Source organism: Synechococcus sp. RSCCF101, assembly GCF_008807075.1.
Lineage (GTDB): Bacteria > Cyanobacteriota > Cyanobacteriia > PCC-6307 > Cyanobiaceae > RSCCF101.
Map to the genome: position 1 here is coordinate 220,111 of NZ_CP035632.1, position 19,940 is coordinate 240,050.

19 protein-coding genes and 1 pseudogene are annotated in these 19,940 nt (G+C 71.7%); 13 read left to right on the top strand and 7 right to left on the bottom strand.

Annotated elements, in window-relative coordinates:
• Nucleotides 1-5: 5 nt before the first annotated feature.
• Nucleotides 6-305, bottom strand: a complete 300-nt coding sequence (locus tag EVJ50_RS01105) for an STAS domain-containing protein (protein ID WP_150881980.1) — start codon at nt 303-305, stop codon at nt 6-8.
• Nucleotides 306-350: 45 nt separating this feature from the next.
• Here EVJ50_RS01105 and ppsA point away from each other — a divergent pair, with 45 nt between their 5' ends.
• Nucleotides 351-2,801: a phosphoenolpyruvate synthase gene (gene ppsA, locus EVJ50_RS01110; protein WP_150881981.1), complete on the top strand. Its 2,451-nt coding sequence runs from the start codon at nt 351-353 to the stop codon at nt 2,799-2,801.
• Nucleotides 2,798-4,405, top strand: a complete 1,608-nt coding sequence (locus EVJ50_RS01115) for a bifunctional aminoglycoside phosphotransferase/ATP-binding protein (protein ID WP_150881982.1) — start codon at nt 2,798-2,800, stop codon at nt 4,403-4,405. Before ppsA ends, EVJ50_RS01115 begins: the two co-directional genes overlap by 4 nt.
• Nucleotides 4,406-4,413: 8 nt before the next feature.
• Here the strand turns inward: EVJ50_RS01115 and EVJ50_RS01120 are convergent, their stop codons facing one another.
• Both EVJ50_RS01120 and EVJ50_RS01125 read right to left on the bottom strand, forming a co-directional pair.
• Nucleotides 4,414-5,130: a hypothetical protein gene (locus EVJ50_RS01120; RefSeq protein WP_150881983.1), complete on the bottom strand. Its 717-nt coding sequence runs from the start codon at nt 5,128-5,130 to the stop codon at nt 4,414-4,416.
• Between the two features lie 15 nt (nt 5,131-5,145).
• Entirely contained in the window at nt 5,146-6,888 is a 1,743-nt protein-coding gene (locus EVJ50_RS01125) for a VWA domain-containing protein (RefSeq protein ID WP_225323009.1), read from the bottom strand.
• Between the two features lie 24 nt (nt 6,889-6,912).
• On the opposite strand from EVJ50_RS01125, the pseudogene EVJ50_RS15165 reads away from it, so the two are divergent.
• The 3 genes and pseudogenes from EVJ50_RS15165 to EVJ50_RS01140 form a co-directional block, all read left to right on the top strand.
• Nucleotides 6,913-7,290, top strand: a pseudogene (locus EVJ50_RS15165) (substrate-binding domain-containing protein); the annotation flags it as partial.
• Nucleotides 7,291-7,418: 128 nt separating this feature from the next.
• Nucleotides 7,419-7,949 carry a substrate-binding domain-containing protein gene (locus EVJ50_RS15170; RefSeq protein ID WP_255452575.1) on the top strand — a complete coding sequence of 177 codons (531 nt, stop codon included), beginning with the start codon at nt 7,419-7,421 and terminating at the stop codon, nt 7,947-7,949.
• A 177-nt stretch (nt 7,950-8,126) separates the two neighbouring features.
• Nucleotides 8,127-8,363: a hypothetical protein gene (locus EVJ50_RS01140; protein ID WP_150881986.1), complete on the top strand. Its 237-nt coding sequence runs from the start codon at nt 8,127-8,129 to the stop codon at nt 8,361-8,363.
• A 19-nt stretch (nt 8,364-8,382) separates the two neighbouring features.
• On the opposite strand, the gene EVJ50_RS01145 is transcribed toward EVJ50_RS01140, so the two are convergent.
• Nucleotides 8,383-9,570, bottom strand: coding sequence for a cation:proton antiporter (locus tag EVJ50_RS01145; protein WP_150881987.1), 1,188 nt, complete (start codon nt 9,568-9,570; stop codon nt 8,383-8,385).
• Nucleotides 9,571-9,654: 84 nt separating this feature from the next.
• Between EVJ50_RS01145 and EVJ50_RS01150 the strand changes: the two genes are divergently transcribed.
• The 3 genes from EVJ50_RS01150 (at nt 9,655) to EVJ50_RS01160 (ending at nt 12,307) form a co-directional block, all read left to right on the top strand.
• Nucleotides 9,655-10,011 (top strand): hypothetical protein, encoded by a 357-nt coding sequence (locus tag EVJ50_RS01150; RefSeq protein WP_150881988.1) that lies wholly within the window; start codon nt 9,655-9,657, stop codon nt 10,009-10,011.
• Nucleotides 10,012-10,082: 71 nt separating this feature from the next.
• Complete coding sequence (locus tag EVJ50_RS01155) at nt 10,083-10,778, top strand: SDR family oxidoreductase (RefSeq protein WP_150881989.1); 696 nt, start codon at nt 10,083-10,085, stop codon at nt 10,776-10,778.
• Entirely contained in the window at nt 10,775-12,307 is a 1,533-nt protein-coding gene (locus EVJ50_RS01160) for an NAD(P)/FAD-dependent oxidoreductase (RefSeq protein WP_150881990.1), read from the top strand. Before EVJ50_RS01155 ends, EVJ50_RS01160 begins: the two co-directional genes overlap by 4 nt.
• Nucleotides 12,308-12,331: 24 nt before the next feature.
• Here the strand turns inward: EVJ50_RS01160 and EVJ50_RS01165 are convergent, their stop codons facing one another.
• On the bottom strand, nt 12,332-12,928 hold the full coding sequence (locus EVJ50_RS01165) for a histidine phosphatase family protein (RefSeq protein ID WP_150881991.1): 597 nt from the start codon (nt 12,926-12,928) through the stop codon (nt 12,332-12,334).
• Between the two features lie 16 nt (nt 12,929-12,944).
• The gene (locus tag EVJ50_RS01170) at nt 12,945-14,516 is read right to left on the bottom strand and encodes a glucose-6-phosphate isomerase (RefSeq protein WP_370455626.1); all 1,572 of its coding nucleotides are present in this window, start codon (nt 14,514-14,516) and stop codon (nt 12,945-12,947) included.
• Nucleotides 14,517-14,729: 213 nt separating this feature from the next.
• Here EVJ50_RS01170 and EVJ50_RS01175 point away from each other — a divergent pair, with 213 nt between their 5' ends.
• From EVJ50_RS01175 to EVJ50_RS01195, 5 genes are all read left to right on the top strand, one after another.
• A complete protein-coding gene (locus tag EVJ50_RS01175; RefSeq protein WP_150881993.1) occupies nt 14,730-15,212 on the top strand; it encodes a universal stress protein in 483 nt (160 codons plus the stop codon).
• Entirely contained in the window at nt 15,209-16,114 is a 906-nt protein-coding gene (locus EVJ50_RS01180; RefSeq protein WP_150881994.1) for a hypothetical protein, read from the top strand. Before EVJ50_RS01175 ends, EVJ50_RS01180 begins: the two co-directional genes overlap by 4 nt.
• Nucleotides 16,111-17,388, top strand: coding sequence for a glucosylglycerol 3-phosphatase (stpA, locus tag EVJ50_RS01185; protein WP_150881995.1), 1,278 nt, complete (start codon nt 16,111-16,113; stop codon nt 17,386-17,388). The genes EVJ50_RS01180 and stpA overlap by 4 nt, the downstream gene beginning before the upstream one ends.
• Before the next feature lie 98 nt (nt 17,389-17,486).
• Entirely contained in the window at nt 17,487-18,005 is a 519-nt protein-coding gene (locus EVJ50_RS01190) for a hemagglutinin (protein WP_150881996.1), read from the top strand.
• An 11-nt stretch (nt 18,006-18,016) separates the two neighbouring features.
• Nucleotides 18,017-19,576 carry a hypothetical protein gene (locus EVJ50_RS01195; protein ID WP_150881997.1) on the top strand — a complete coding sequence of 520 codons (1,560 nt, stop codon included), beginning with the start codon at nt 18,017-18,019 and terminating at the stop codon, nt 19,574-19,576.
• Here the strand turns inward: EVJ50_RS01195 and EVJ50_RS01200 are convergent.
• Nucleotides 19,548-19,928 carry a hypothetical protein gene (locus EVJ50_RS01200; protein WP_150881998.1) on the bottom strand — a complete coding sequence of 127 codons (381 nt, stop codon included), beginning with the start codon at nt 19,926-19,928 and terminating at the stop codon, nt 19,548-19,550. The genes EVJ50_RS01195 and EVJ50_RS01200 overlap by 29 nt on opposite strands.
• Between the last annotated feature and the right edge of the window lie 12 nt (nt 19,929-19,940).

Consider the following 19,940-nt stretch of genomic DNA (forward strand, 5'->3'; position numbering starts at 1 on the left):
CCGCCTCAGTCCTCCGGGCGGGTTTCGAACAGGGCCTCGGTGCCGGTCAGCTCCAGCAGCGTGCGGATCTGACTGTTGATGTGGCGCAGCTCCAGGGCCACCCGATGGGCCCTGGCCAGCTTCAGGGCGGCCATCAGACAACCGAAGCCGCTGCTGTCCATGAACTCCACTCCGCTGCAGTCGATCACCACATCGCGTGGCTCGCCGCTGAGCAGATCCTCCACCCGCATGCGGATGTCGGCGCCCGAATCACCGTTCAGGTGGCGCGGCGGACGGATCGTGTACGGATCAGGGTCTGCTGACATGGCCACAGTCGCGTGACTAGCACTTCGGTAGGGATCGAGGTTCGCATGGTCAGCACATCCACACTCCGCTCCCCCGGGTCGCTCGCCAGCCCCCGCTGGGTGGTGCCGTTCGAGGCGGTGACCCTGGCCGACATCGCCCAGGTGGGCGGGAAGAACGCCTCGCTGGGTGAGCTGCTCCAGGCTCTGCGTGCTGAGGGTGTGCGGGTGCCGGGCGGATTCGCGGTCACCGCCGCCGCCTACCGACGCGTGCTGGAGGCGGCCGGGCTCGGGCCGCGGCTCGAGAGCCTGCTGCAGGGACTCGACGGCAGCGATCTGGCGGCCCTGCAGCAGGCCGGCGCCGAAGCGCGACGGCTGGTGGCCGGAGCCCCCCTGCCGGCCCCGATCGAGGAGGCGATCCTCACGGCCTACCGGGCGATGGGCTCGCCGGCGGTGGCGGTCCGCTCCAGCGCCACCGCCGAGGATCTGCCGGAGGCCAGCTTCGCCGGTCAGCAGGACACCTACCTCAACGTTCAGGGCGACGACGCCCTGCTCGAAGCCTGCCGGCAGTGCTTCGCCTCTCTGTTCACCGATCGGGCGATCACCTACCGCCAGCTGCACGGCTTCGCCCACATGGAGGTGGCCCTCTCCATCGGTGTGCAGCGCATGGTGCGCTCGGACCTGGGCTCGGCCGGAGTGATGTTCAGCATCGACACCGAGAGCGGCTTCCGCGATGCCGTGCTCCTCACCGCCGCCTGGGGCCTCGGCGAGACGGTGGTGCAGGGGGAGGTGAACCCGGATGAGTACCTGATTCATAAGCCCACCCTGCTGGAGGGCTACCGGCCGATCCTCAGCCGCCGCCGCGGCAGCAAGGCCCAGCGGCTGGTCTATGCCGATGCCGCCGCCGACGGTGCTGCGGGCCGTCCGGTCCGCCTCGAGCCGGTGCCGGAGGAGCTGCGCCGTCGCTTCGCCCTCAGCGATGAGGAGGTGCTCACCCTGGCCCGCTGGGCCTGCCTGATCGAGCGCCACTACAGCGCGGTGCGCGGCACACCCACGCCGATGGACATCGAATGGGGCCGCGATGGCCGCAGCGGCGAGCTGTTCGTTCTTCAGGCCCGGCCGGAGACGGTGCAGTCGCAGCAGCGGGGGTCAGTGCTGCGCCGCTGGCATCTCGAACCCCACCATGCCCCGGTGCTGAGCAGGGGCCGGGCGATCGGCGCGGCGGTGAGCAGCGGGCCGGCGCGGGTGATCCAGGACCCCTCCCAGATCGATCGCTTCCGCGACGGCGATGTGCTCGTGACCGTGCGCACCGATCCGGACTGGGAACCGATCCTGCGCAAGGCCACCGGTGTGATCACCGACCAGGGCGGTCGCACCTGTCACGCGGCGATCATCGCCCGTGAGATGGGGCTGCCGGCGATCGTGGGCTGCGGCGACGCCACCCGCACGATCGACGATGGCCGGGTCGTCACCGCCTCCTGCTGCGAGGGGGAGGTGGGGCGCGTCTACGACGGAGCGTTGGCGACGCGGGTGGAGGAGGTGGAACTGGCGGAGATCCCCGCCACCCGCACCCGCATTCTGATGAACGTGGGCAATCCGGATGAAGCCCTCAACCTCGCCGCCATTCCCTGCGACGGGGTCGGTCTGGCCCGGCTGGAATTCATCATCGCCAACCACATCAAGGTGCATCCGATGGCGCTGCTCCATCCGGAGCGCATCGGGGATCCCGGCCAGCGCAGGGCTGTGGAGGCCCTGGCGGAGGGCTATGCCCACCCCGGCGACTTCTATGTCGACCGCCTGGCCCAGGGCATGGCACGCATCGCCGCCGCCTTCCATCCCCGTCCGGTGGTGCTGCGCTTCTCCGACTTCAAGACCAACGAATACGCCCGACTCCTCGGCGGTGCCGACTTCGAACCGCGGGAGGACAACCCGATGATCGGCTGGCGCGGGGCCTCCCGCTACAGCGCACCGGGATTCCGGGAGGCCTTCGCGCTGGAGTGCCGGGCCCTGCGGCGGGTGCGGATGGAGATGGGCCTGAAGGGGGCGACCCCGATGATCCCGTTCTGCCGCACGCCCGAGGAGGCCGATCGGGTGCTGGCGGTGATGGCCGAGGAGGGGCTGGTCCGCGGTGAGGACGGGCTGGAGGTGTACGTGATGTGCGAGCTGCCCAGCAATGTGATCGGTCTGGAGGCCTTCGCCGAACGCTTCGATGGCTTCTCGATCGGCACCAACGACCTCACCCAGCTCACCCTCGGCCTCGATCGCGATTCGGCCCTGGTGGCCGATCTCTTCGACGAGCGCCACCCGACGGTGAAGGCCATGATCAGCCTGGCCATCCGCACGGCGCGGCGCTGCGGCCGCAGGATCGGGCTCTGCGGCCAGGCCCCCAGCGACCATCCCGACTTCGCCCGCTTCCTGGTGGAGGAGGGCATCGATTCGATCAGCCTCAATCCGGATGCGGTGCTCAGCACCCGCCTGAAGGTGGCGGAGATCGAGCGGGAGCTGGATCCGTTTCCGTGAGCGAGCTGATCCGCGCCCTGATGCGGCCCGAGGCCTACGACCCGCCGGAAGCGGAGGTCACCCTGCTCGAGACCCACATCTCCTGGGTGCTGCTGGCCGGGGCCCACGCCTACAAGATCAAGAAGCCGGTGAATTTCGGCTTCATCGATTTCAGCTCGCCCGCCCGGCGCGCCGAGGCCTGCGCCACCGAGCTGCGGCTGAATCGGCGCTTCAATCCGGATCTCTACCTCGCCTGCCAGCCGATTCATGGCCCGCTGCCGCAGGCGGCCTTCCATGGCGACGGGCCCGTGATCGAGCAGGCGGTGAAGATGCGCCGCTTCCGCCAGCAGGATCTGCTGCCGGCGGTGCTGCAGCGGGGCGGGGTCGGCGCAGCGGCGATCGAGCGACTGGCGGATGAGCTCGCGCGCGTTCATGCCGCAGCGCCTGTGGCCCCGGCCGGGGGGCCGTACGGCACGCCGGAGGCGGTGCAGCGGCCGGTGCTGGAGACCTTCGAGGCCCTGGCGCGCTGTGGGGTGCCCAATGCACGGCTCGCGCCCCTGCGGGCCTGGTGCGCGGACCGTCATGCCGCTCTCACCCCCCGCTTCCGCGCCCGCCTGGAGGGGGGAGCCGTGCGCGAGTGCCACGGCGATCTCCACCTCGGCAACATGGTGATGCGGCAGGGGCGGATCGAGCTCTTCGACGGCCTGGAGTTCAGCGCCGCCCTGCGCTGGATCGATGTGATCTCCGAGATCGCATTTCTGGCGATGGACCTGCGCCAGCGGCGCGCTCCCGCTCTGGCCATGCGGCTGCTGAACCGCTGGCTGGAGCAGAGCGGCCAGCACGAGGCGCTCGATCTCTGGCCCTGGTACCTCACCTACCGGGCTCTGGTGCGGGCGAAGGTGGCGGCCCTGAGTGGTCCGGCCGGGCAGGCGTCCGCCGATGCCGGCGTGCTCGGCTACCTCGATCTGGCCGCCACCCCGATGGCCGCACCGCCCCGGGCCCTGGTGCTCATGCATGGACTCTCCGGCAGCGGCAAGAGCCATCTGGCCCGTGAGCTGGCGCCGGCACTGGGACTGATCCGCCTGAGTTCGGACATCGAGCGCAAGCGGTTGTTCGGGCTCTGGGGCGTCGGCTGGAGTGCCGGCGGGAGTCCGGGGGCCGTGCCGGTTTCGACCCCGGAGCTGTACCAGCCCGATGTGAGCCGCCGCCTGTTCGAGGAGGTGCTGCCCCGGCTCGCCGCTGCGGCCCTGGCCGGGGGCTGCCCCGTGCTGATCGATGCCACCTTTCTGCGGCGGTCCCATCGCAGCCGTATGCAGGCCTTCGCCGAACGGCACGGCGTGCCCTTCGCGATCGTGGCCTGCCAGGCCAGCGAGCAGCAGCTGCAGCGGCGTTTGCAGCAGCGCGACCGGGAGCGGCAGCAGGGGCTGCCGGTGGCTTCGGATGCCGACGCCTCCCTCCTCCCCGCTCAGCGGCGGGAGCTCGAGCCGCTGAGTGAGGCGGAGCGCCGCCGGGCCCTGCTCCACCGCCAGGGTGAGTCGATCGAACCTCTGATGCAGGCGTTGAGCCGGCGCCTGGGTCTGGCGCGGCTGCCCGAGGGGCCTGCTGCCGCTGGCGCGGCGCACTGATCCGCGGGTCAAGCCTGGGGCTCAAGGAACCCCTCGAGTGCGTCGAGCTGGCCCGCCAGATCGGCCAGGAGCGGATCCCGGTGCGGGTCCACGGACCCCGGAGCGGCGGCCGGCGGGTCCCGCTGCAGGCGCACCTGCACATCCTGCAGCTCCCCCGCGATGCCCTCCAGCAGGGTCACCAGCGTGATCTGCTGCAGCCGCTGCGCCTCGGCGCCGCGCTCGGCCAGGGCAATGTTCTCCTCCAGCCGGCGGATCAGCTCCCGGCGACGGCCGCTGAGGGCGGTGGGCCCGGGGCTCTGGCGCAGGGCCCGCGCCTCCTGCCGCAGCCGCGTCCGCAGGGAGGCGGCCGAGAGCAGCGGAGCCGCCTCCCGGGGCCGGATCTCCTCCAGCCGCTGCAGGCGGGCGGGCAGCTCGGCGATGCGCTGACAGCAGAGCTGCAGGGCCGAGAGGCGAGCCAGGCTGTCCGGATCGTTGAGGCGGGCGGCCGCTTCATCGGCGAGGCGCCCGGCGGCTCCGGAGAGCTGGCGGCTGCGGCGGATCAGGTCCGATTCCCCCTGCCGCGTCGGCCGCGACCTGAGCTGGGCCAGGCCGATGGTCACCAGCAGAGCGGCCGGCAGGGTCAGGCCCCATCCCAGACCCAGGCCCCGCACCCCCAGCACAACCACCAGCGAGCCGGCCAGCACCGCCAGGGGATGCTGCAGGGGATCGGCAACGCGCAGCCTCATGCGAGCGGGTCCGGTTCAGAAGGCCAGCTGCAGCTCATCCATCAGCCGGCGGATGGTGGTGCTCTGGCCCTCCTTGTACTCGCCGCCGTTGCCTTCGGCCAGGCTGCGGAGCACCGCTTCATCGAAGCTGCCCGCCTCGCCGTACCCCACCGCGAACACCGCGATCCGCTCGTCGCCCTCGAAACCGCTGGCGGCCAGCTGCTGATTCAGAGCCTCGAGCGAGAGGCGCGAACCCTTGTCGAAGCCGTCGGTGAGCACGACCACCGCCAGGATCTCCTCCGGCTGGCCGTGCTTGAGCAGCCAGTCGCGGCCGCTGAGCACCGCGTCATAGAGGTGCGTGCCGCCATCGGCCTTCAGTGCGGCCAGGAAGGCCCGGCCGCGGGCCTGTCCGGCCTCCGAGCCGTCCACGAGCACCGGGGGCTGGATGCGGTTGTCGAAATCGATCACCGCCACCTGCTCCCGGGGGCCGAGCCGGCGGAAGTAGCGGTCGAGGCTGGAGGCCACCGCCGGCAGCTTCTCCCCCTTCATCGAGCCGGAGCTGTCCACCACCAGCACCACGCGGGAGGGCTTCTTGGCGCTCTGAACCCAGGCCGAGATCATCGCCTCCACCACCTCGGGGACAGGTGAGCGCAGAGAGTCGTAGCGGGCCTCGGGATCCACACCGTTGGCCCGGGTGATCGCCTCCGGCGCCACCGCGGGATTGGCCGGCCGCAGGCCGTGGCGGGCCACGATCGTCTGCACCGCCGGGCTGAGCCATTCCTCGATCACAAGCTCCGCCGCCCGGCGCTCCCGCTCCGACACCCAGGGACCGCGGGGCAGGATCGCCCGCATCGTGCTGGTGTACGTGGCCTGGGGGTACACCGCCACCATCGCGTCGCGGTCCGGACGGCGTTCCGCGTTGGCTTCCACCACCGAGGATTCGTAGACCGAGCCGATCGAGGCCCAGAAGGGGCCGTTGCGCACCATGGCCCGGGCCAGCTCCCCGGTGGAGCTGCCGTAGCGCGTGATCCGTGTCTGGATGGCGGCCACGTCGGCGGCATGGGCGGCCACATCCGCGCTGCTGATCTCCTCGGGGCGTTTGCCCGACACGGCCACGAACTGGGCCACCAGGGTCTGCAGCCCGGAGTTGGAGCGGGTGGGTGCGGTGTGGACGTAGCGCACCGGCTGGTCCGCACTGCCGGGATCGAGCTCCCGGTGGCTGCTTGCCCGGGCCAGGGCGGTGAAGGGATCGCTGAGCTCCCGCAGGCCGGGTGCCAGCTCCGCCGTGGTCATGAACACCATCGGCGAGCTCGCCAGCCGGGGGCTGTCGGTGATGGCGGGGATCCAGTCGGCCGTGGGCTCCAGCTGCTGCATGCGGTGCCGGAGCTGCTGGTGATAGAGCTCGCCGTCCAGGGAGATCAGCGTCGGGATCGTGCTGTCGTCGGCCGGCCGACTGCCGTTCTGCACCTGCCGTGCCGCCTCGAGCAGTTCATCCACCACATCGCCGCTGCCCGCCGCCCGGCAGCGGATCGTCACGACCGTTCCGTCCTCGAGTCGGGGGCGACGTGACGCGATCGTCGTGGCGGCCTCCTCGCACACCTGGGCCAGAGCGCTGCCCACCAGCAGGCTCACCTCTTCGCTGCCGCCCTCGCCCGATCCGCAGGCGGCCAGGCTGAGCGCGAGGCTCAGAAGGCCCGCGCCCGCCCCGGTCGCCCGGAGACCGCGACCCCGGCGCCGTTGGGTCGACGGCCGGCGGATGCTGGGGCTGAACCACTTCACAATGGCCGTCCTGGCACGTGTCCGATGGGCCTGTCAACCGGGCGGAGACGGCTGCTCTCGCTGCTGATCGGCGGGGTGGGGCTGGGGCTCGCCGCCGCCCCCGCGCTCTGGCCCCGCCGCGTGCTGGCGGTGGCGGTGGGCTCGGAGCTGGAGCCGGCCATGGCCGAGCTGGAGCGCCTGTTCGAGCGCCGCAATCCCGCCGTGGACCTGCGCTGGGAGGTGCAGGGTTCCCAGGACATGGTGGAGCGGGCCCTCGAGCCCTCAGCCGATCGCGCCCGGGTGCTGATCCCCGCCAACCGCGAGCACCTGCTCTCGCTCGATCAGCGCCTGCGCCGCCAGGGGGCTGAATCCCTGCTGGAGCCGCCCCGCCCGATCGCCCGCACGCTGCTGGTGGCCGTGGCCTGGCCCGAGCGGGCCGAACGCCTGTTCGCCGGCGCCGGCGAAGGGGGCTTCCGCTGGCCGCCCCTGGAGCGGGCTCTGCGGCAGGGGCGCTGGGACGCTCTGGGGGGCCGGGTGACTGGGGCCGGTTCGTGCTGCAGGCCACCGACCCGCTCCGCTCCAACAGCGGCCAGCTCGCCCTGGCCCTGTGGGCGCGGGCCCACAGCGGGGCTGCGGAAGGGGAGGCGGTGTCGCTCTGGAAGCGCTCCCTCTATCAGCCGCCCCGCTCCACCGACATCCTCCTGCGGGAGTTCATCGCCGCCGGCCCGAACGACGGCGACCTGGCCTTCGTCTACGAGAGCAATGCCCTGATCCGGGAGCCCGAGGCCACCCGTCAGCAGGGGCAGACCTACCGGATCCTCTATCCGGACCCCACGTACGAAACGGTGCTGGCGGCCGGTGTGCTCTCCGGCGAGGCCCGCGGCCGCCGGCAGGACGCGGAGCGCCTGATCGCGCTGCTGCTGGCGTCCGAGGGCCAGGAGCTGCTGCAGCGCTCGGGCTTTCGCTCGGCGGCCGGTCGGCCCCCGGCAGCGGTGGGTGCTGCGGGAGAGGCCGCCGAGCTGCTGCCGCCCCCGTCCCGCCCGCAGCTGGATGCCCTGTTGCGCCTTTACCGCAGCAGCTGAAGAACGCGTCAGGTCGGCTTCACCAATGCGAAACGTGTCGCTTTGCCAACGGATGTGGCGCCTGGAGGTCCGGCGGTGGCGCGCCTGAGTCGCGTGCCTAGAAAAGGGTCAGGAGATCCACATCCGCTCGCCCAGAGCCCCCGGCGGGGCAGCGGGCACTGTTCCTGTCGTCCCGCCATGGCTCCCTTCTTCCGCGATCTCGATCGACCGGGCCGACGGCTCTGCTCCAACCCCTGGCCCGAGGTGAAGCGCCGCGGTCCGAAGCTCTACAAGATCAGCGATCTGGAGGGGAACGTCGTGATGATCGAGGCCACATCGCCCACCCTGGCGATGATGATGGCTTCCGAGCGGCTGGGGATCCGGCCGGATCAGCTTCACTTCAGCCTGTTCTCCAGCGGCCCGGAGATGATGTGAGGCGGGTGTTGCCGTCGTCTCAGCCGGGCTCCCCGGCGGCCAATCGACTCAGGACCGCCCGCAGCGCCACCGGCCCGAGCAGCTCGAACACGACCGTGCTCCCGATCACCACCGGCAGCACGGCTTCAGCCTCAGGGCCGAGCCGATGGCTGGCCACCAGGGCCATGCCGATGGCCACGCCGGCCTGCGGCAGCAGGGCCAGTCCGATCCAGCGCCGTGTCTGAGGATCGGCGTGGCCCCAGCGGGCCCCGAGTCGTGCCCCCAGCAGCTTCCCGGCCACCCGCAGCGCCAGATAGGCCAGCCCCACCGCTCCGATCCTGCCCAGCGATCCCACATCGAGGGCGGCGCCCGCCAGCACGAAGAACAGCACCATCAGCGGCCACTCGATCCCCTCGATCGCGTGGAACGGCACCTCGTGATGGGTGGCCCGGTTGGCGATCACCGCTCCCATCGCCATGGCGGCGATCAGGTGCGACACCTGCAGCCAGAGGGCCAGGCCGCCGCAGAGCAGCACGATGCCCAGGGCTTCCAACAGGATCGGCTGCCCCTCCCGCAGGCGTCCGGTCAGCAGGGCGGCCGGCCAGCCGAGGGCCATGCCCAGCAGCGCACCGCCGCCGAGATCGCGCAGGGCCGCGAGCACCGCACCCAGCCCATCCCCCTGACCGCTGAGGGCGGTGGCGGCGGCGAGGCCCACGCCGAACAGCATCACCGCCCAGATGTCGTCGAGAGCGGTGATCGCCAGCAGCCGCTCCCCGAACCGCTGCCGCGGGCCGCTCGGGGGCGCGGCCTCCTGCACCACATCGAGCACCGCCGTCGGCGCGGTGGCGGCCGCGATGCAGCCCAGCAGGATCGTCGTGGGCGGGGGGATCCGCAGCAGCACCAGCCCGCCGCTCACCACCAGTGCCGGCATCACGGCCGCGGTCAGGGAGATCCACACCACCTCGCGGGCCTCGCCCGCCAGGCCCGATCCGGTGAGGCGGCTTCCCAGCAGGAACCCCACCATCAGCAGGGTCACATCGGCGATCAGCTCGAACTGATCCAGCAGGAACCCCGGCAGGAGGTCGAGGGCCTCCGGTCCGATCAGCACCCCGAAGGCCAGCAGCAGCGTCACCCGCGGCAGCGGGGTGCGCTCGGCCACGGCGGTGGTGAGCAGGCCCAGCAGCAGGATCGCCCCCACGCTGATCAGCAGGGCCGGGATCGCCGTCATGGCGGGATGCCTCCATTCGCTTCAGGCTCGATGCCCGCCGTGCGAAACGGCAACAGGATGGGTGCAGCGCATGGCACCGAGGCGATGACGAGGGCAGGCCGCGGGCAAGGCGTCCGGGCGGCGCTGGTTCTGGTGCTGCTGGCCGGAGCCGGCGCCTGCAGCTGGTCCGGCTGGCACGGCACGGCCGAGGAGGCCGCCCGCTCCTGCCGCCTCTGGGTGGAGGAGGGCGGCACCTTCCTCTCGCACCGCTACGTGACGGCCGGTCAGTTCCTCAGCGGCGATCACGAGGATCAGCCCAAGGAGCATCCGCGCCGCAGCTGCATCACCCGCGAGGAGACCCGCGAGGTGCAGGGCTACGAGGTGGAACTGGAGGAGGGCGAGCAGCCCTACCCCCAGCGCGAGCATCCGTCCTCCCGCCTGGCCCGTCGCTGGCGCTGGTGAGCCCGTGCGAGGAGGGTCCCCTCTGAGGCGGGCCTCCTCCCGACAGAATCGGCCCTGTTTCGCCCCAGGGCATGGCCGCCTCCGCCCCCTCCTCGCCCGCCGTTCCGATCGCCATCAGCGGAGCGAGCGGCAAGACCGGCTACCGCATCGCCGAGGAGGCCGTGGCGCGCGGCTGGGCGGTGCGCCTGCTGGTGCGCCCCGGGTCCGAGCTGCCGGAGAGCCTCTCGGCCCAGGACATCCGCCGGCTTGATTTCGGCGACCCTGCGGCCCTCGAGGCGGCGCTGGAGGGCTGCGGGTCCCTGGTGATCGCCACCGGCGCCCGTCCGTCCCCGGATCTTCTCGGTCCGCTGAAGGTGGATGCCTTCGGCGTGCGGCGCCAGGTGGAGGCCTGCCGCGCTGCCGGTGTGGGCCGGGTGCTGCTGGTGAGTTCCCTCTGCAGCGGCCGGCTGTTTCACCCGCTCAACCTCTTCGGGCTGATCCTGATCTGGAAGCGCATCGGCGAGCAGGCGCTCGAGACCAGCGGCCTCGACTGGACCGTGATCCGCCCCGGCGGCCTGCGGGAGCAGGAGGATCGGCTGGAGCAGGAGGGGCTTGTGCTCTCGGGCCGCGACACCCAGCAGGATCGCTCCATCCCGCGTCGGCTCGTGGCCCGCTGCTGCCTCGATGCCCTCCAGCACCCGGCCAGCATCGGCCGGGTGCTGGAGATCACAAGCCGCTCCGATGCCCCCGGCCCGGGCTTCGCCGAGGCCCTGGCGGCGCTGGCATGACCGACGGTCCGGATCTGATCGTCGTCGGCAGCGGCCTCGGCGGCCTCTGCTGCGGTGCTCTGGCCGCCCGCCATGGCCTGGAGGTGCTGGTGCTCGAGGCCCACGATCGCCCCGGCGGCGCGGCCCACGCCTTCCAGCGATGCGGCTTCCATTTCGAATCGGGACCGTCCCTCTGGAGCGGGCTGTCCCGCTGGCCGTCGGCCAATCCACTGGCCCAGGTGCTGCGTGCGGTGGGGGAGTCCGTGCCGGTGCTGACCTACAGCGACTGGGGCGTGCTGCTGCCGGAGGGCGACCTGCGGGTCGGGGTGGGCAGTGGGCCGTTTCTGGAGGCGGTGCGGCAGCTGCGGGGGGCAGCCGTGGCCGATGAATGGCAGGCCTTCATGGCCTGGCTGCAACCGTTCTGCCGGGCGGCGGCGAGCCTGCCCCTGCTCGGCTTCCGCGACGATCCGGCCATGGCCGCGGTGCTGGGCTGGCGCGGTCTGCGGGCCGGCCTCCGCCATGCCCCCCGGCTGGCGGCCCTGCGGGGCTCCTTCGGGCCGATGGCCCGCGCCCGGCTGCGGGATCCCTTCCTGCTCCACTGGGTGGAGATGCTCTGCTTCCTGATCTCCGGGCTGCCGCTGGATCAGACCAGCGCGGCGGCGATGGTGACCCTGTTCGGGGAGTGGTTCGAACCGGCGGCCACGCTGGAGCTGCCGGTGGGCGGCAGCCAGGCGGTGGCCGATGCCCTGGTGCGGGGGATCCGCCGCCATGGCGGCGCGCTGCGTTGCGGCGCCCCGGTGGAGCGGATCCTGGTGCGCGATGGCCGGGCGACCGGCGTGCAGCTCAGCAGTGGTGACTGCCTCGCGGCCAGGCAGGGGGTGGTGAGCAATGCCAGCCCCTGGGACACGATCCGCCTGCTGGAGGAACCGGGCGACTGGGGCCGTCAGCTGTCGCAGACGCCGGCCTGCTCCAGCTTTCTCCACTGGCATGTGGGTCTGCGCGGCGAGGGGCTGGAGTCCCTGCCGGTCCATCACGTCTGGGTCGGCGACTGGCAGCGCCCCATCGACGCCGAACGCAACATGCTGGTGCTGTCGATGCCCTCGCTGCTCGATCCGTCGCTGGCACCGGCGGGTCACCACGTGCTCCACGCCTACACGCCGGCCAATGAGCCCTGGCATCTCTGGCGCGACCTGGAGCCGGGCAGTGCGGCCTACGAGGCGCTCAAGCAGGAGCGAGGCGGCCTGCTGCGGCAGGTTCTCGGCCGGGTGGTGCCCGATCTGGAGGAGCGTCTGGTGCTGGAGCTGCAGGGCACCCCGCGCACCCACCAGCGCTATCTGCGGGTCCATCAGGGCAGCTACGGGCCGGCCCTGGGGGCCGATCGGGGACCGTTCCCCTTCGGTCGCACCCCCATTCGCGGTCTGCGTCTGGCCGGCGCCGGTGTGTTCCCGGGCATCGGCGTGCCGCCGGTGGCGGTGAGCGGCGCCATCGCGGCTCACCACTTCGTGTCACCGTCCCGCCAGCGGGCCCTGCTGGAGGACCTGGGCGTCTAGGCGAGCACCTGGCCGCAGGGCGACTCAGAGGCCGATCGGAGCGTTCCAGCAGCGGATCGCCGGGTCCCCCCGGTAGTGAGAGAGGACGCTGAGGGTGGCGGTGTCCAGCAGGAAGCCGGCGCCCTGCCGCACCGGCAGGCCGAGCCAGCGGGCCGCCAGCACCCGCAGCACATGGCCGTGGGCGAAGAGGGCCACAGGGCCAGTCGCCGTGCCGCCGCGCAACCGCCCCAGCAGGCGATCCACCCTGGCGCCGATCGCTTCGGGGCTCTCACCGCCGGGGCAGCCATCGCGGAAGAGCAGCCAGCCGGGAGCACGGCTGTGGATCGCATCGGTGGTGAGGCCTTCATAGTCGCCGTAATCCCATTCGCTCAGGTCCCCGTCGATTCGGGCTTCATGGCCCAGGCCGGCCAGATCGCAGGTCGTGCGGGCCCGGCTGAGGGGACTGCAAAGCACCGCCGCCAGGTGCAGCGGCGCCAGAACCGGTGCCAGGGCAGCCGCCACGGCGCGGCCGTTGGCGGTAAGGGGGATGTCAGTGCGACCGGTGTGCTGCCCGGAGAGGCTCCAGGCGGTTTCCCCGTGCCGCACCAGCAGCAGCTCGTGCTCGGCGAGGGCGAGGGTCATCGGGCGGGCGGTGCACTCAGGCCGTTGCCGTGACGTCTGGCTCCGGCATCGCCAGCACCAGGCTGTGGGGGCAGGCCGGTTCGCCGGCCACGCAGCGGAGCCGGCCGTTGGCCAGCAGGTGCCGCACCACCTGATACACCGTTTCAAGCCGGTCGCCGGCGCCTGCGGCGGTGGCCAGGGCCTCCAGATCCAGGGGGGACGCGCTGGCCCGGAGGCAATCGAGCAGCTGGCGCTGCAGATCGAGGATGGTGGCGGCGGCCTTCTTGCCCGCCTCCACACCGGGCTGGTGGTAGGCGTTGATGTTCACCAGGGAGGCGTAGAGGCCCACGGCCCGCTCGTAGAGCGCGATCAGGGCCCCCACCCGCCGGGCATCCACCCGCGGGATGGTGATCGTGATCGATTCCCGCTGGTTCTCATGCAGGGCCTGACGCGTACCGAGCAGAAAACCCGAGAGGTAGTCGCCGGCGGTCACATCGCGCTCCACCTCGATCGACGGGCCGCTGCGGTCCTCCAGCACCTCGATGAAGGTCACGAAGAAGTTGGGCACCCCGTCCCTGAGTTGCTGCACGTAGGCGTGCTGGTCGGTGGAGCCCTTGTTGCCGTACACGGCGATGCCCTGATGCACGAGGCGGCCGTCGAGATCCTCGGCCTTGCCGAGGGACTCCATCACCAGCTGCTGCAGGTAGCGGCTGAACAGCAGCAGGCTGTCCTTGTAGGGCAGCAGCACCATGTCCTTCTCGCCGCGGCCGTTGCCGATGGCGTGCCAGCTCATCGCCAGCAGGGCCGCGGGGTTGCGGCGCACATCGGCCACCCGCGTGGCCCCGTCCATCTGGCGGGCGCCATCGAGCATCGCCCGGATGTCGATGCCCTGCAGCGCGGCAGGCAGGAGTCCCACCGCCGAGAGCTCCGAGGTTCGGCCCCCCACCCAGTCGTACATGGGGAACTCCGCCAGCCAGCTCTCCTCTCGGGCGAGCTGATCCATGTGGCTGCCCCGCATGGTGGTGGCCACGGCCTGGGGCGGGAAGCTGAGCCCTTCCCTCTCGAAGGCGTGGCGCACCTCGAGCATGCCGTTGCGGGGCTCCGGAGTTCCGCCCGACTTGCTGGTGTCCACCACCAGCGTGCTCGCCAGGCGGCCCTGCAGCCGGCGGAGCACCCGATCGATGCCGGCGGGGTCGGTGTTGTCGATGAAGTGGATCGCCAGCGGCGGCTCATCCGGTGCCAGGGCCTCGGCCACGAACTCGGGACCCAGGGCCGATCCACCGATGCCGATGGCCAGCAGATCGGTGAAGCGCTCGGCACGGGGAGGGCGGATGGCGCCGCTGATCACACCGGCGGCGAAGCTCTCGATCTGCTCGAGGTCCGTCTCGATCGCCTGGCGCAGCTCATCGCTGGGGGCCAGCTGGGGATCGCGCAGCCAGTAGTGCCCCACCATCCGCTGTTCATCCGGATTGGCGATCGCACCTTGCTCCAGGGCCGCCATGGCCTCGAAGGCGGCGGCGAAGGGCTCGGCCAGCTGCCGCTCCAGCGCCGCATCCACGCGGGTGCGGCTGATGTCGAGGAAACAGCCCAGCTCCGGGTGGTGATACAGCCACTCCTGGTAGCGCTCCCAGCTCGAGCCGGAGGATGCCGCCGGGGCGGACGCCTGCGCCGGGGATGAAGCCTGGAGGGAGGTCACGACGGGGTGCCGACTCCCCGCTTCATAGCCGCGACTTCCTGCAAATGGGTGAAGGGGTGGCCATGCCCGCGTGAAGGCGGCAGGCCCGGGAGGCCTAGCGTGGTGAGATCGCTTGGGAGCCAGGCCATGTACAGGCATCTGCTCGTGCCCACCGATGGCTCGAACCTCTCGCGCGAGACGGTTCAGGAAGCCGTGGCCTTCGCGCGGGCCATCCGGGCCCGGATCACCATCCTTCATGCGCAGCAGCTGCAGCTGGCGGTGAACGAGCTGCTGCTGGAGGGTCAGGCCGCGGCGCTCACCCCCGCCCTGGATCAGCGGCTGCAGGAGGCCAGCCAGGCCCACGCCGAGACCGTGCTGGCCGAGGCGCGCGAGGTGGCCGAATCCGCCGGTGTGAGCTGCGACACCATCACCTTCCCCACCGCGGTGGTGTCGGAGGCCATCATCGAAACCGCCGATCGCCAGGGCTGTGATCTGATCTTCATGGCGTCCCACGGACGCCGGGGCCTGGCCGGCCTGGTGCTGGGCAGCGAAACGCAGCGGGTGCTGTGCCACACCGAGATTCCGGTGCTGGTGCACCGCCATCGCTCCCTGGCCAAGGGGGACGCGTGAGGGCCGGCCGCCTCGCCGCTGCTGCTCTGCTGCTGGGGCCGCTGCTGGTCTGTGCCGCTCCCCTCCGGAGCCAGGAGGCAGACCCACCGCCCTCTGCGCCACGCGCCTGCCCGCCGCCGCGACCCGGCCGCTATCTGATCACCGCACGGGGCCGCTTACCGGAGGGCCCGGTGGCCCGCCTGATGCAGGAGACCTGGACCGCCGAGGGAACCGTTGAGGGCGTGTTGATGGAGCGCCGGGGGCGCACCTACCGGCGTGTCGGCTACAGCGGCACCTGGAAGGAGCTGATTCCCTGCGCCGCCTCGGTGCAGCGCCGGCTGCCCCCTCCGGGTCCACCGGCCGCCTCGCCGCCCCCATCGCCGGCGGTGGCTGCGGATGCCGAGGGCGAGGCTGGCGAGAGCACCACCGAACCGCCCGGCGTCAGCCAGCCCTCCGAGCTCGTGATCGGTCCCGACGGCCGCCCCCGTTTCGGCATTGATGTGACACCGGGCTCGGTGATCAGCGAGCGCTGGCGGCTTCAGCCCCGGCGGGCCTGCTCGGCCAGCACGCTCGATGGGGTGATGGTGGGACCGGGCAACGGATTCGCGTGGACCGGGAGCCGCTGGGCTCCCCTCGCCCTGATCCAGCGCCAGACCTGGCAGGGCGGTGCGGTGGTGGGCGTGGCCGTGACCTCGCTGGAGGGCAAGGGCTCGGTGAGTGCCTTCCGAGGCCAGGCCAGCGTTGAGGAGAGCTGCCTGGGCACACTGCGCCAGCAGGACGCGGCCGGCCGGACGATCACCGGGGTGCTCGTGGCCCACAGTGACGGCTCCGGCTTCGCCGCCCTGCGCACCCAGCCCGATCAGCCCGCTCTGCTGTTGATGGAGCGCGTGGGTCCGGTGCCGCCCTCCGCCCCGGGACCATGACGACCTCCACCGCTCCAGCCGGATCGGCCGCCATCGGCCAGCCCCCACCGCTCCCCGGGGCCCTCGAGGCCCTCGCCGACGATCTGGCCGGTGAGGAGAACCTGCTGCTGATTCAGGACCTCGATGGGGTCTGCATGCCCCTGGTGCGTGATCCGCTGACGCGGGCCATCGATCCGGCCTACGTGCGCGCGGCCCGGACCCTGAACGGTCGCTTCCAGGTGCTCACCAATGGCGAGCACCTGGGCGAGAGGGGTGTCAACGGGATCGTGGAGCGGGCCATGGGGGGGGCGGCTCTGGCCCGCGATGAGGGCCTCTATCTGCCCGGTCTGGCGGCCGGTGGTGTGCAGCTCCAGACCCGACTCGGAGAGGTCTGCCATCCCGGCGTGTCCGACGCGGAGCTGGCCTTTCTCGCCGGCGTGCCGGATCAGGCCTCCTCCATGCTGCAGGGCCTGCTGAGCGAAGCGCCCTTCCGGGTGCCGGAGGAGGACCGTTCTGCGCTGATCCGGGCCACGGTTCTGGTCAACCGGGTGTCGCCCACCCTCAATCTCAACAGCCTGCACAGCCATTTCGGCGGCGACTGGACCCTCACCCTGGCCTTGCAGGAGCGGCTGGACGCCTGGATGCACGGCCTGCTGGCTGACGCGCGGGAGCAGGGTCTGGAGGGCAGCTTCTTCCTGCATCTGGCGCCGAATCTGGGATCGGTCGCCGGTCGCGAACAGCTCAAGCCCGCCGGCCCGGCTGGCGTGGGCACCACGGATTTTCAGCTGATGCTGCGCGGTGCGATCAAGGAGGCCGGTCTGCTGGTGCTGCTCAACCGCCATGTGGAGCGGCTCACGGGCCATGCCCCGCTCGGGCGGGACTTCAACGTGCGCGGTGCCCCCCGCGACATCCCCTCGATGCTGGCCCTGGCCCGCAAGCGCTTCGATCCGGCCTGGATGCCGCGCCTGGTGGGGGTGGGCGACACGGTCACCTCCGAACCGCCCACTGCCGGCCAGGCCTCCAGCCACCGCCGTGGCGGCAGCGACCGGGGGTTCCTGACGCTGATCCAGGAGCTGGGCCGCACCTTCGGGAAGCCGAACGAGGTGCTTCTGGTGGACAGCAGCGATGGTGAGGTGGACAGACCGTCGCTGAGGAACAACCCCGACCTTCACGGCATTTCCGATGCGATGGACCCCTTGCGCTTGACCGGGACCTTCCCGGGGGGGCACCGTGAGTACATCCAGTTCTTCATCGCCCTGGCCCGTAGACGTCAACAGGTTGCTCAGCAGTCCTGAGGCTGCTCCTGCCGGCACGTCCCGCCGCTCCCGCCTCCGCTTCCGTTCGATGGCGGCCGCGGAGTCCCGTCCTGCTGTCCGTCCACCCCGCTCGCACCATGCACGACCTTCACTTCGTTCCGATTCAGATCTTCAGGGAAACCCCTGATGTGACCTTCTTTGATGCCGGCGTCATCGGCAGCAACGGCACCGATGTGGTGGTGCACGAAGGGCCGGCCATCTCGCCTCCGGACGACGGCGACTTCCCGCAGTTCTATGTGCACCACCATCAGATCGATCACAACCTCGTGATCAGCGGCAGCCGTTGCTTCGAGCTGCTCAATCCCGCCTGGGATCGGCCCCATCACATGGTCTATCTCGAGCGCAACATGGGCGCCCTGCGCATTCCGATCGGCACGTATCACCGCTCGGTCTCCGGCGCGCGGGGCAGCCTGGTGCTCAATCAGTCGGTGCGGGATGGGCAGTTCTCCTATGCCACTGAGTTCATCCCGGTGAGCCTGAGGGATCGCGCCGATCTGCGGGCGGCGCGTGAGCAGCGTCCCTGGGTCTGGAGCCTGCGCAACGGCCATCTCTGCCACGACCATCCCAGCGAGGCCCCGGTGGCGGTGGGCCGCTGAGCCGTACGGAGGTGACCGGACCCGAGCCGACGCCGGCGGATGGGACGCCCGTCACGTTTCTGTGCCTGATTCAGGAACCCTTCCTGGGCGGCACGCGGCTGATCGTCAGCAGGGATCCGGATCGATGGCTGCAGGAGCAGCGCACCCAGCCGCTGCTGGCCCTGGTCCGGCTGCGGGATCTGCTGGAGTTCACCGATGCCGCCGCGGCCCGTCAGCGCCAGGTGCGGCTGGAGCGCCGCTGGTCCCACCTCTCCCATGAGGAGTACGGGCAGCAGGGTTGGTTCCGCCTGAGCAGCGATGCGGAGCAGGAGCTGCTCGATCAGTTCCGGCGCGACGGGGATCCGCTGCGTCAGGCCGCCGCCGCTCTGGCCCTGATGGGTCCACCCGAGGGGCCGGGGCTGGGGGTGCTGGCCACCCGGCTCGATGGACGCTTCCGGCTGGAGCGGCAGGGCCACCCCGCCCTGGAGCAGCCCGGTGCTCACGCCGAAGGCGTGTCGATCGAGGGTCGGATCCGCCGCCACCTGCTCGCCTTCCCGCTTCTGCTCACCCTTGCCGGCTGCGCGCTGCTGGCCAGCCTGAGCCGGAGTCTCTGGCCGCTGCTGAGCGGTGGCGGGGTGGCCCTCCTGATCGGCCTGCTCCAGTACAGGCAGCTGGAACCGGCCCTGGCCCGGTTGGGGAGCGCCCTGCCGATGCCGGCCTCGGCCACCACCAGCCGGCTGGTTCTCAGCGATCTGGCCAGTGGACGCCGCTGGCTGGTGCTCACGCAGCGGGGTCTGGGAGGGCTGAGCCTCGCCGGCGACCTGCAGCCGTGGCCGCCGCTGCTGCCGGAGGAGACCCGCCGCCTGCAGCGCGACCGGCGGCAGCAGCTGCCCCTGCTTCTGCGCAGCGTCTGGCTGCTGCCCCTGCTCAGCGGCACCGCCGCCCTCGGAGCGGCCTGGCTGGTGGGTGCCGGGCGCCTGGAGCCGGAGCCGGTGGCCGAGCGGACGCCCGGCAGCGCAGCGGAGGTGGCGCCAGATCCCGCAGCCTCCGATACCCCCGGGGAGGGTGCCGACGCCAGCACTGTGGGAGGGCCGGCGCCCCTGTGTCGCCACAGCACGCCGACGGGACGGGAGACCTACCGCTGTGTGGCTCAGGCACCGCGCTGGCAGCTGGTGCCCCTGCGCACGGGCCCGCCGCCGGAGTGGCCGGTGAGCGACGCGGATCCCGAGGCAGCCGGAGCCGACCCCGAGGGAGCCGATGCCGAGGCCGGTTTCGATCTCGACCCCGATGCTCCGCCACCACCCGGCTGGCAGCGCCTCCAGGTGCTGCCGGTGCTCTGGAGCGACGGGCTGAGCACCACCTACGCCCTGAATCCCGACGGCACCGGCCTGTTTCAGGGGCTCGCCGGGGTGTGGCATCCGGTGCGCTGGCGGCAGAGCCGTCAGGAGGACGGCGGGCGGCGGATCCGCATCGTCACCGCATCGGGCATGGACACGCGCCTGACCATTGATGCCGCCACGGCCGCCGAGCTGACGGCTCTGGGCGGCACGGTGACCGGGACCCCTAGTCGCCCTGGCGCATCAGATCCTTGAACAGGGCCTTGGCCGTCTCCGGGCAGTTGCAGAAGGCGTAGGCCAGCGCTTCCACGGCCACCTCCTCGCCCATCTGCTCGCTCACCCCCGCGGTCATCATGCTGGGAGTCAGCTCCCGGTCTGCCAGATAGCGGATCATCGAGCGCTCGATCGCCGGCTGCATCGCCTCCCCCTCGCAGAGCCGGCGGCCGGTGTCCTGCCCGATGATGCCGCCCGCTTCCTGGACATCGAAGGCCTCCGTTGCGCCGGCATCTTCTGCGGCGGCCGCCGGGAGTCCGCCACCGGTCATGAGCCCCAGCGCCAGGCCCAGTCCTCCGAACAGGACGGCGGCACGCGTCAGTTGAGCTGTCATCGCTGGGCTGCA

Bases quoted from the DNA above. Each gene is read 5' to 3' on its own strand.
- EVJ50_RS01145 (WP_150881987.1), bottom strand. From the start codon at position 9,570: ATGACGGCGATCCCGGCCCTGCTGATCAGCGTGGGGGCGATCCTGCTG.
- EVJ50_RS01150 (WP_150881988.1), top strand. From the start codon at position 9,655: ATGACGAGGGCAGGCCGCGGGCAAGGCGTCCGGGCGGCGCTGGTTCTG.
- EVJ50_RS01190 (WP_150881996.1), top strand. From the start codon at position 17,487: ATGCACGACCTTCACTTCGTTCCGATTCAGATCTTCAGGGAAACCCCT.
- stpA (WP_150881995.1), top strand. From the start codon at position 16,111: ATGACGACCTCCACCGCTCCAGCCGGATCGGCCGCCATCGGCCAGCCC.
- EVJ50_RS01140 (WP_150881986.1), top strand. From the start codon at position 8,127: ATGGCTCCCTTCTTCCGCGATCTCGATCGACCGGGCCGACGGCTCTGC.
- EVJ50_RS01105 (WP_150881980.1), bottom strand. From the start codon at position 305: ATGTCAGCAGACCCTGATCCGTACACGATCCGTCCGCCGCGCCACCTG.
- EVJ50_RS01155 (WP_150881989.1), top strand. From the start codon at position 10,083: ATGGCCGCCTCCGCCCCCTCCTCGCCCGCCGTTCCGATCGCCATCAGC.
- EVJ50_RS01175 (WP_150881993.1), top strand. From the start codon at position 14,730: ATGTACAGGCATCTGCTCGTGCCCACCGATGGCTCGAACCTCTCGCGC.
- EVJ50_RS01200 (WP_150881998.1), bottom strand. From the start codon at position 19,928: ATGACAGCTCAACTGACGCGTGCCGCCGTCCTGTTCGGAGGACTGGGC.
- EVJ50_RS01160 (WP_150881990.1), top strand. From the start codon at position 10,775: ATGACCGACGGTCCGGATCTGATCGTCGTCGGCAGCGGCCTCGGCGGC.
- EVJ50_RS01165 (WP_150881991.1), bottom strand. From the start codon at position 12,928: ATGACCCTCGCCCTCGCCGAGCACGAGCTGCTGCTGGTGCGGCACGGG.
- EVJ50_RS01120 (WP_150881983.1), bottom strand. From the start codon at position 5,130: ATGAGGCTGCGCGTTGCCGATCCCCTGCAGCATCCCCTGGCGGTGCTG.
- ppsA (WP_150881981.1), top strand. From the start codon at position 351: ATGGTCAGCACATCCACACTCCGCTCCCCCGGGTCGCTCGCCAGCCCC.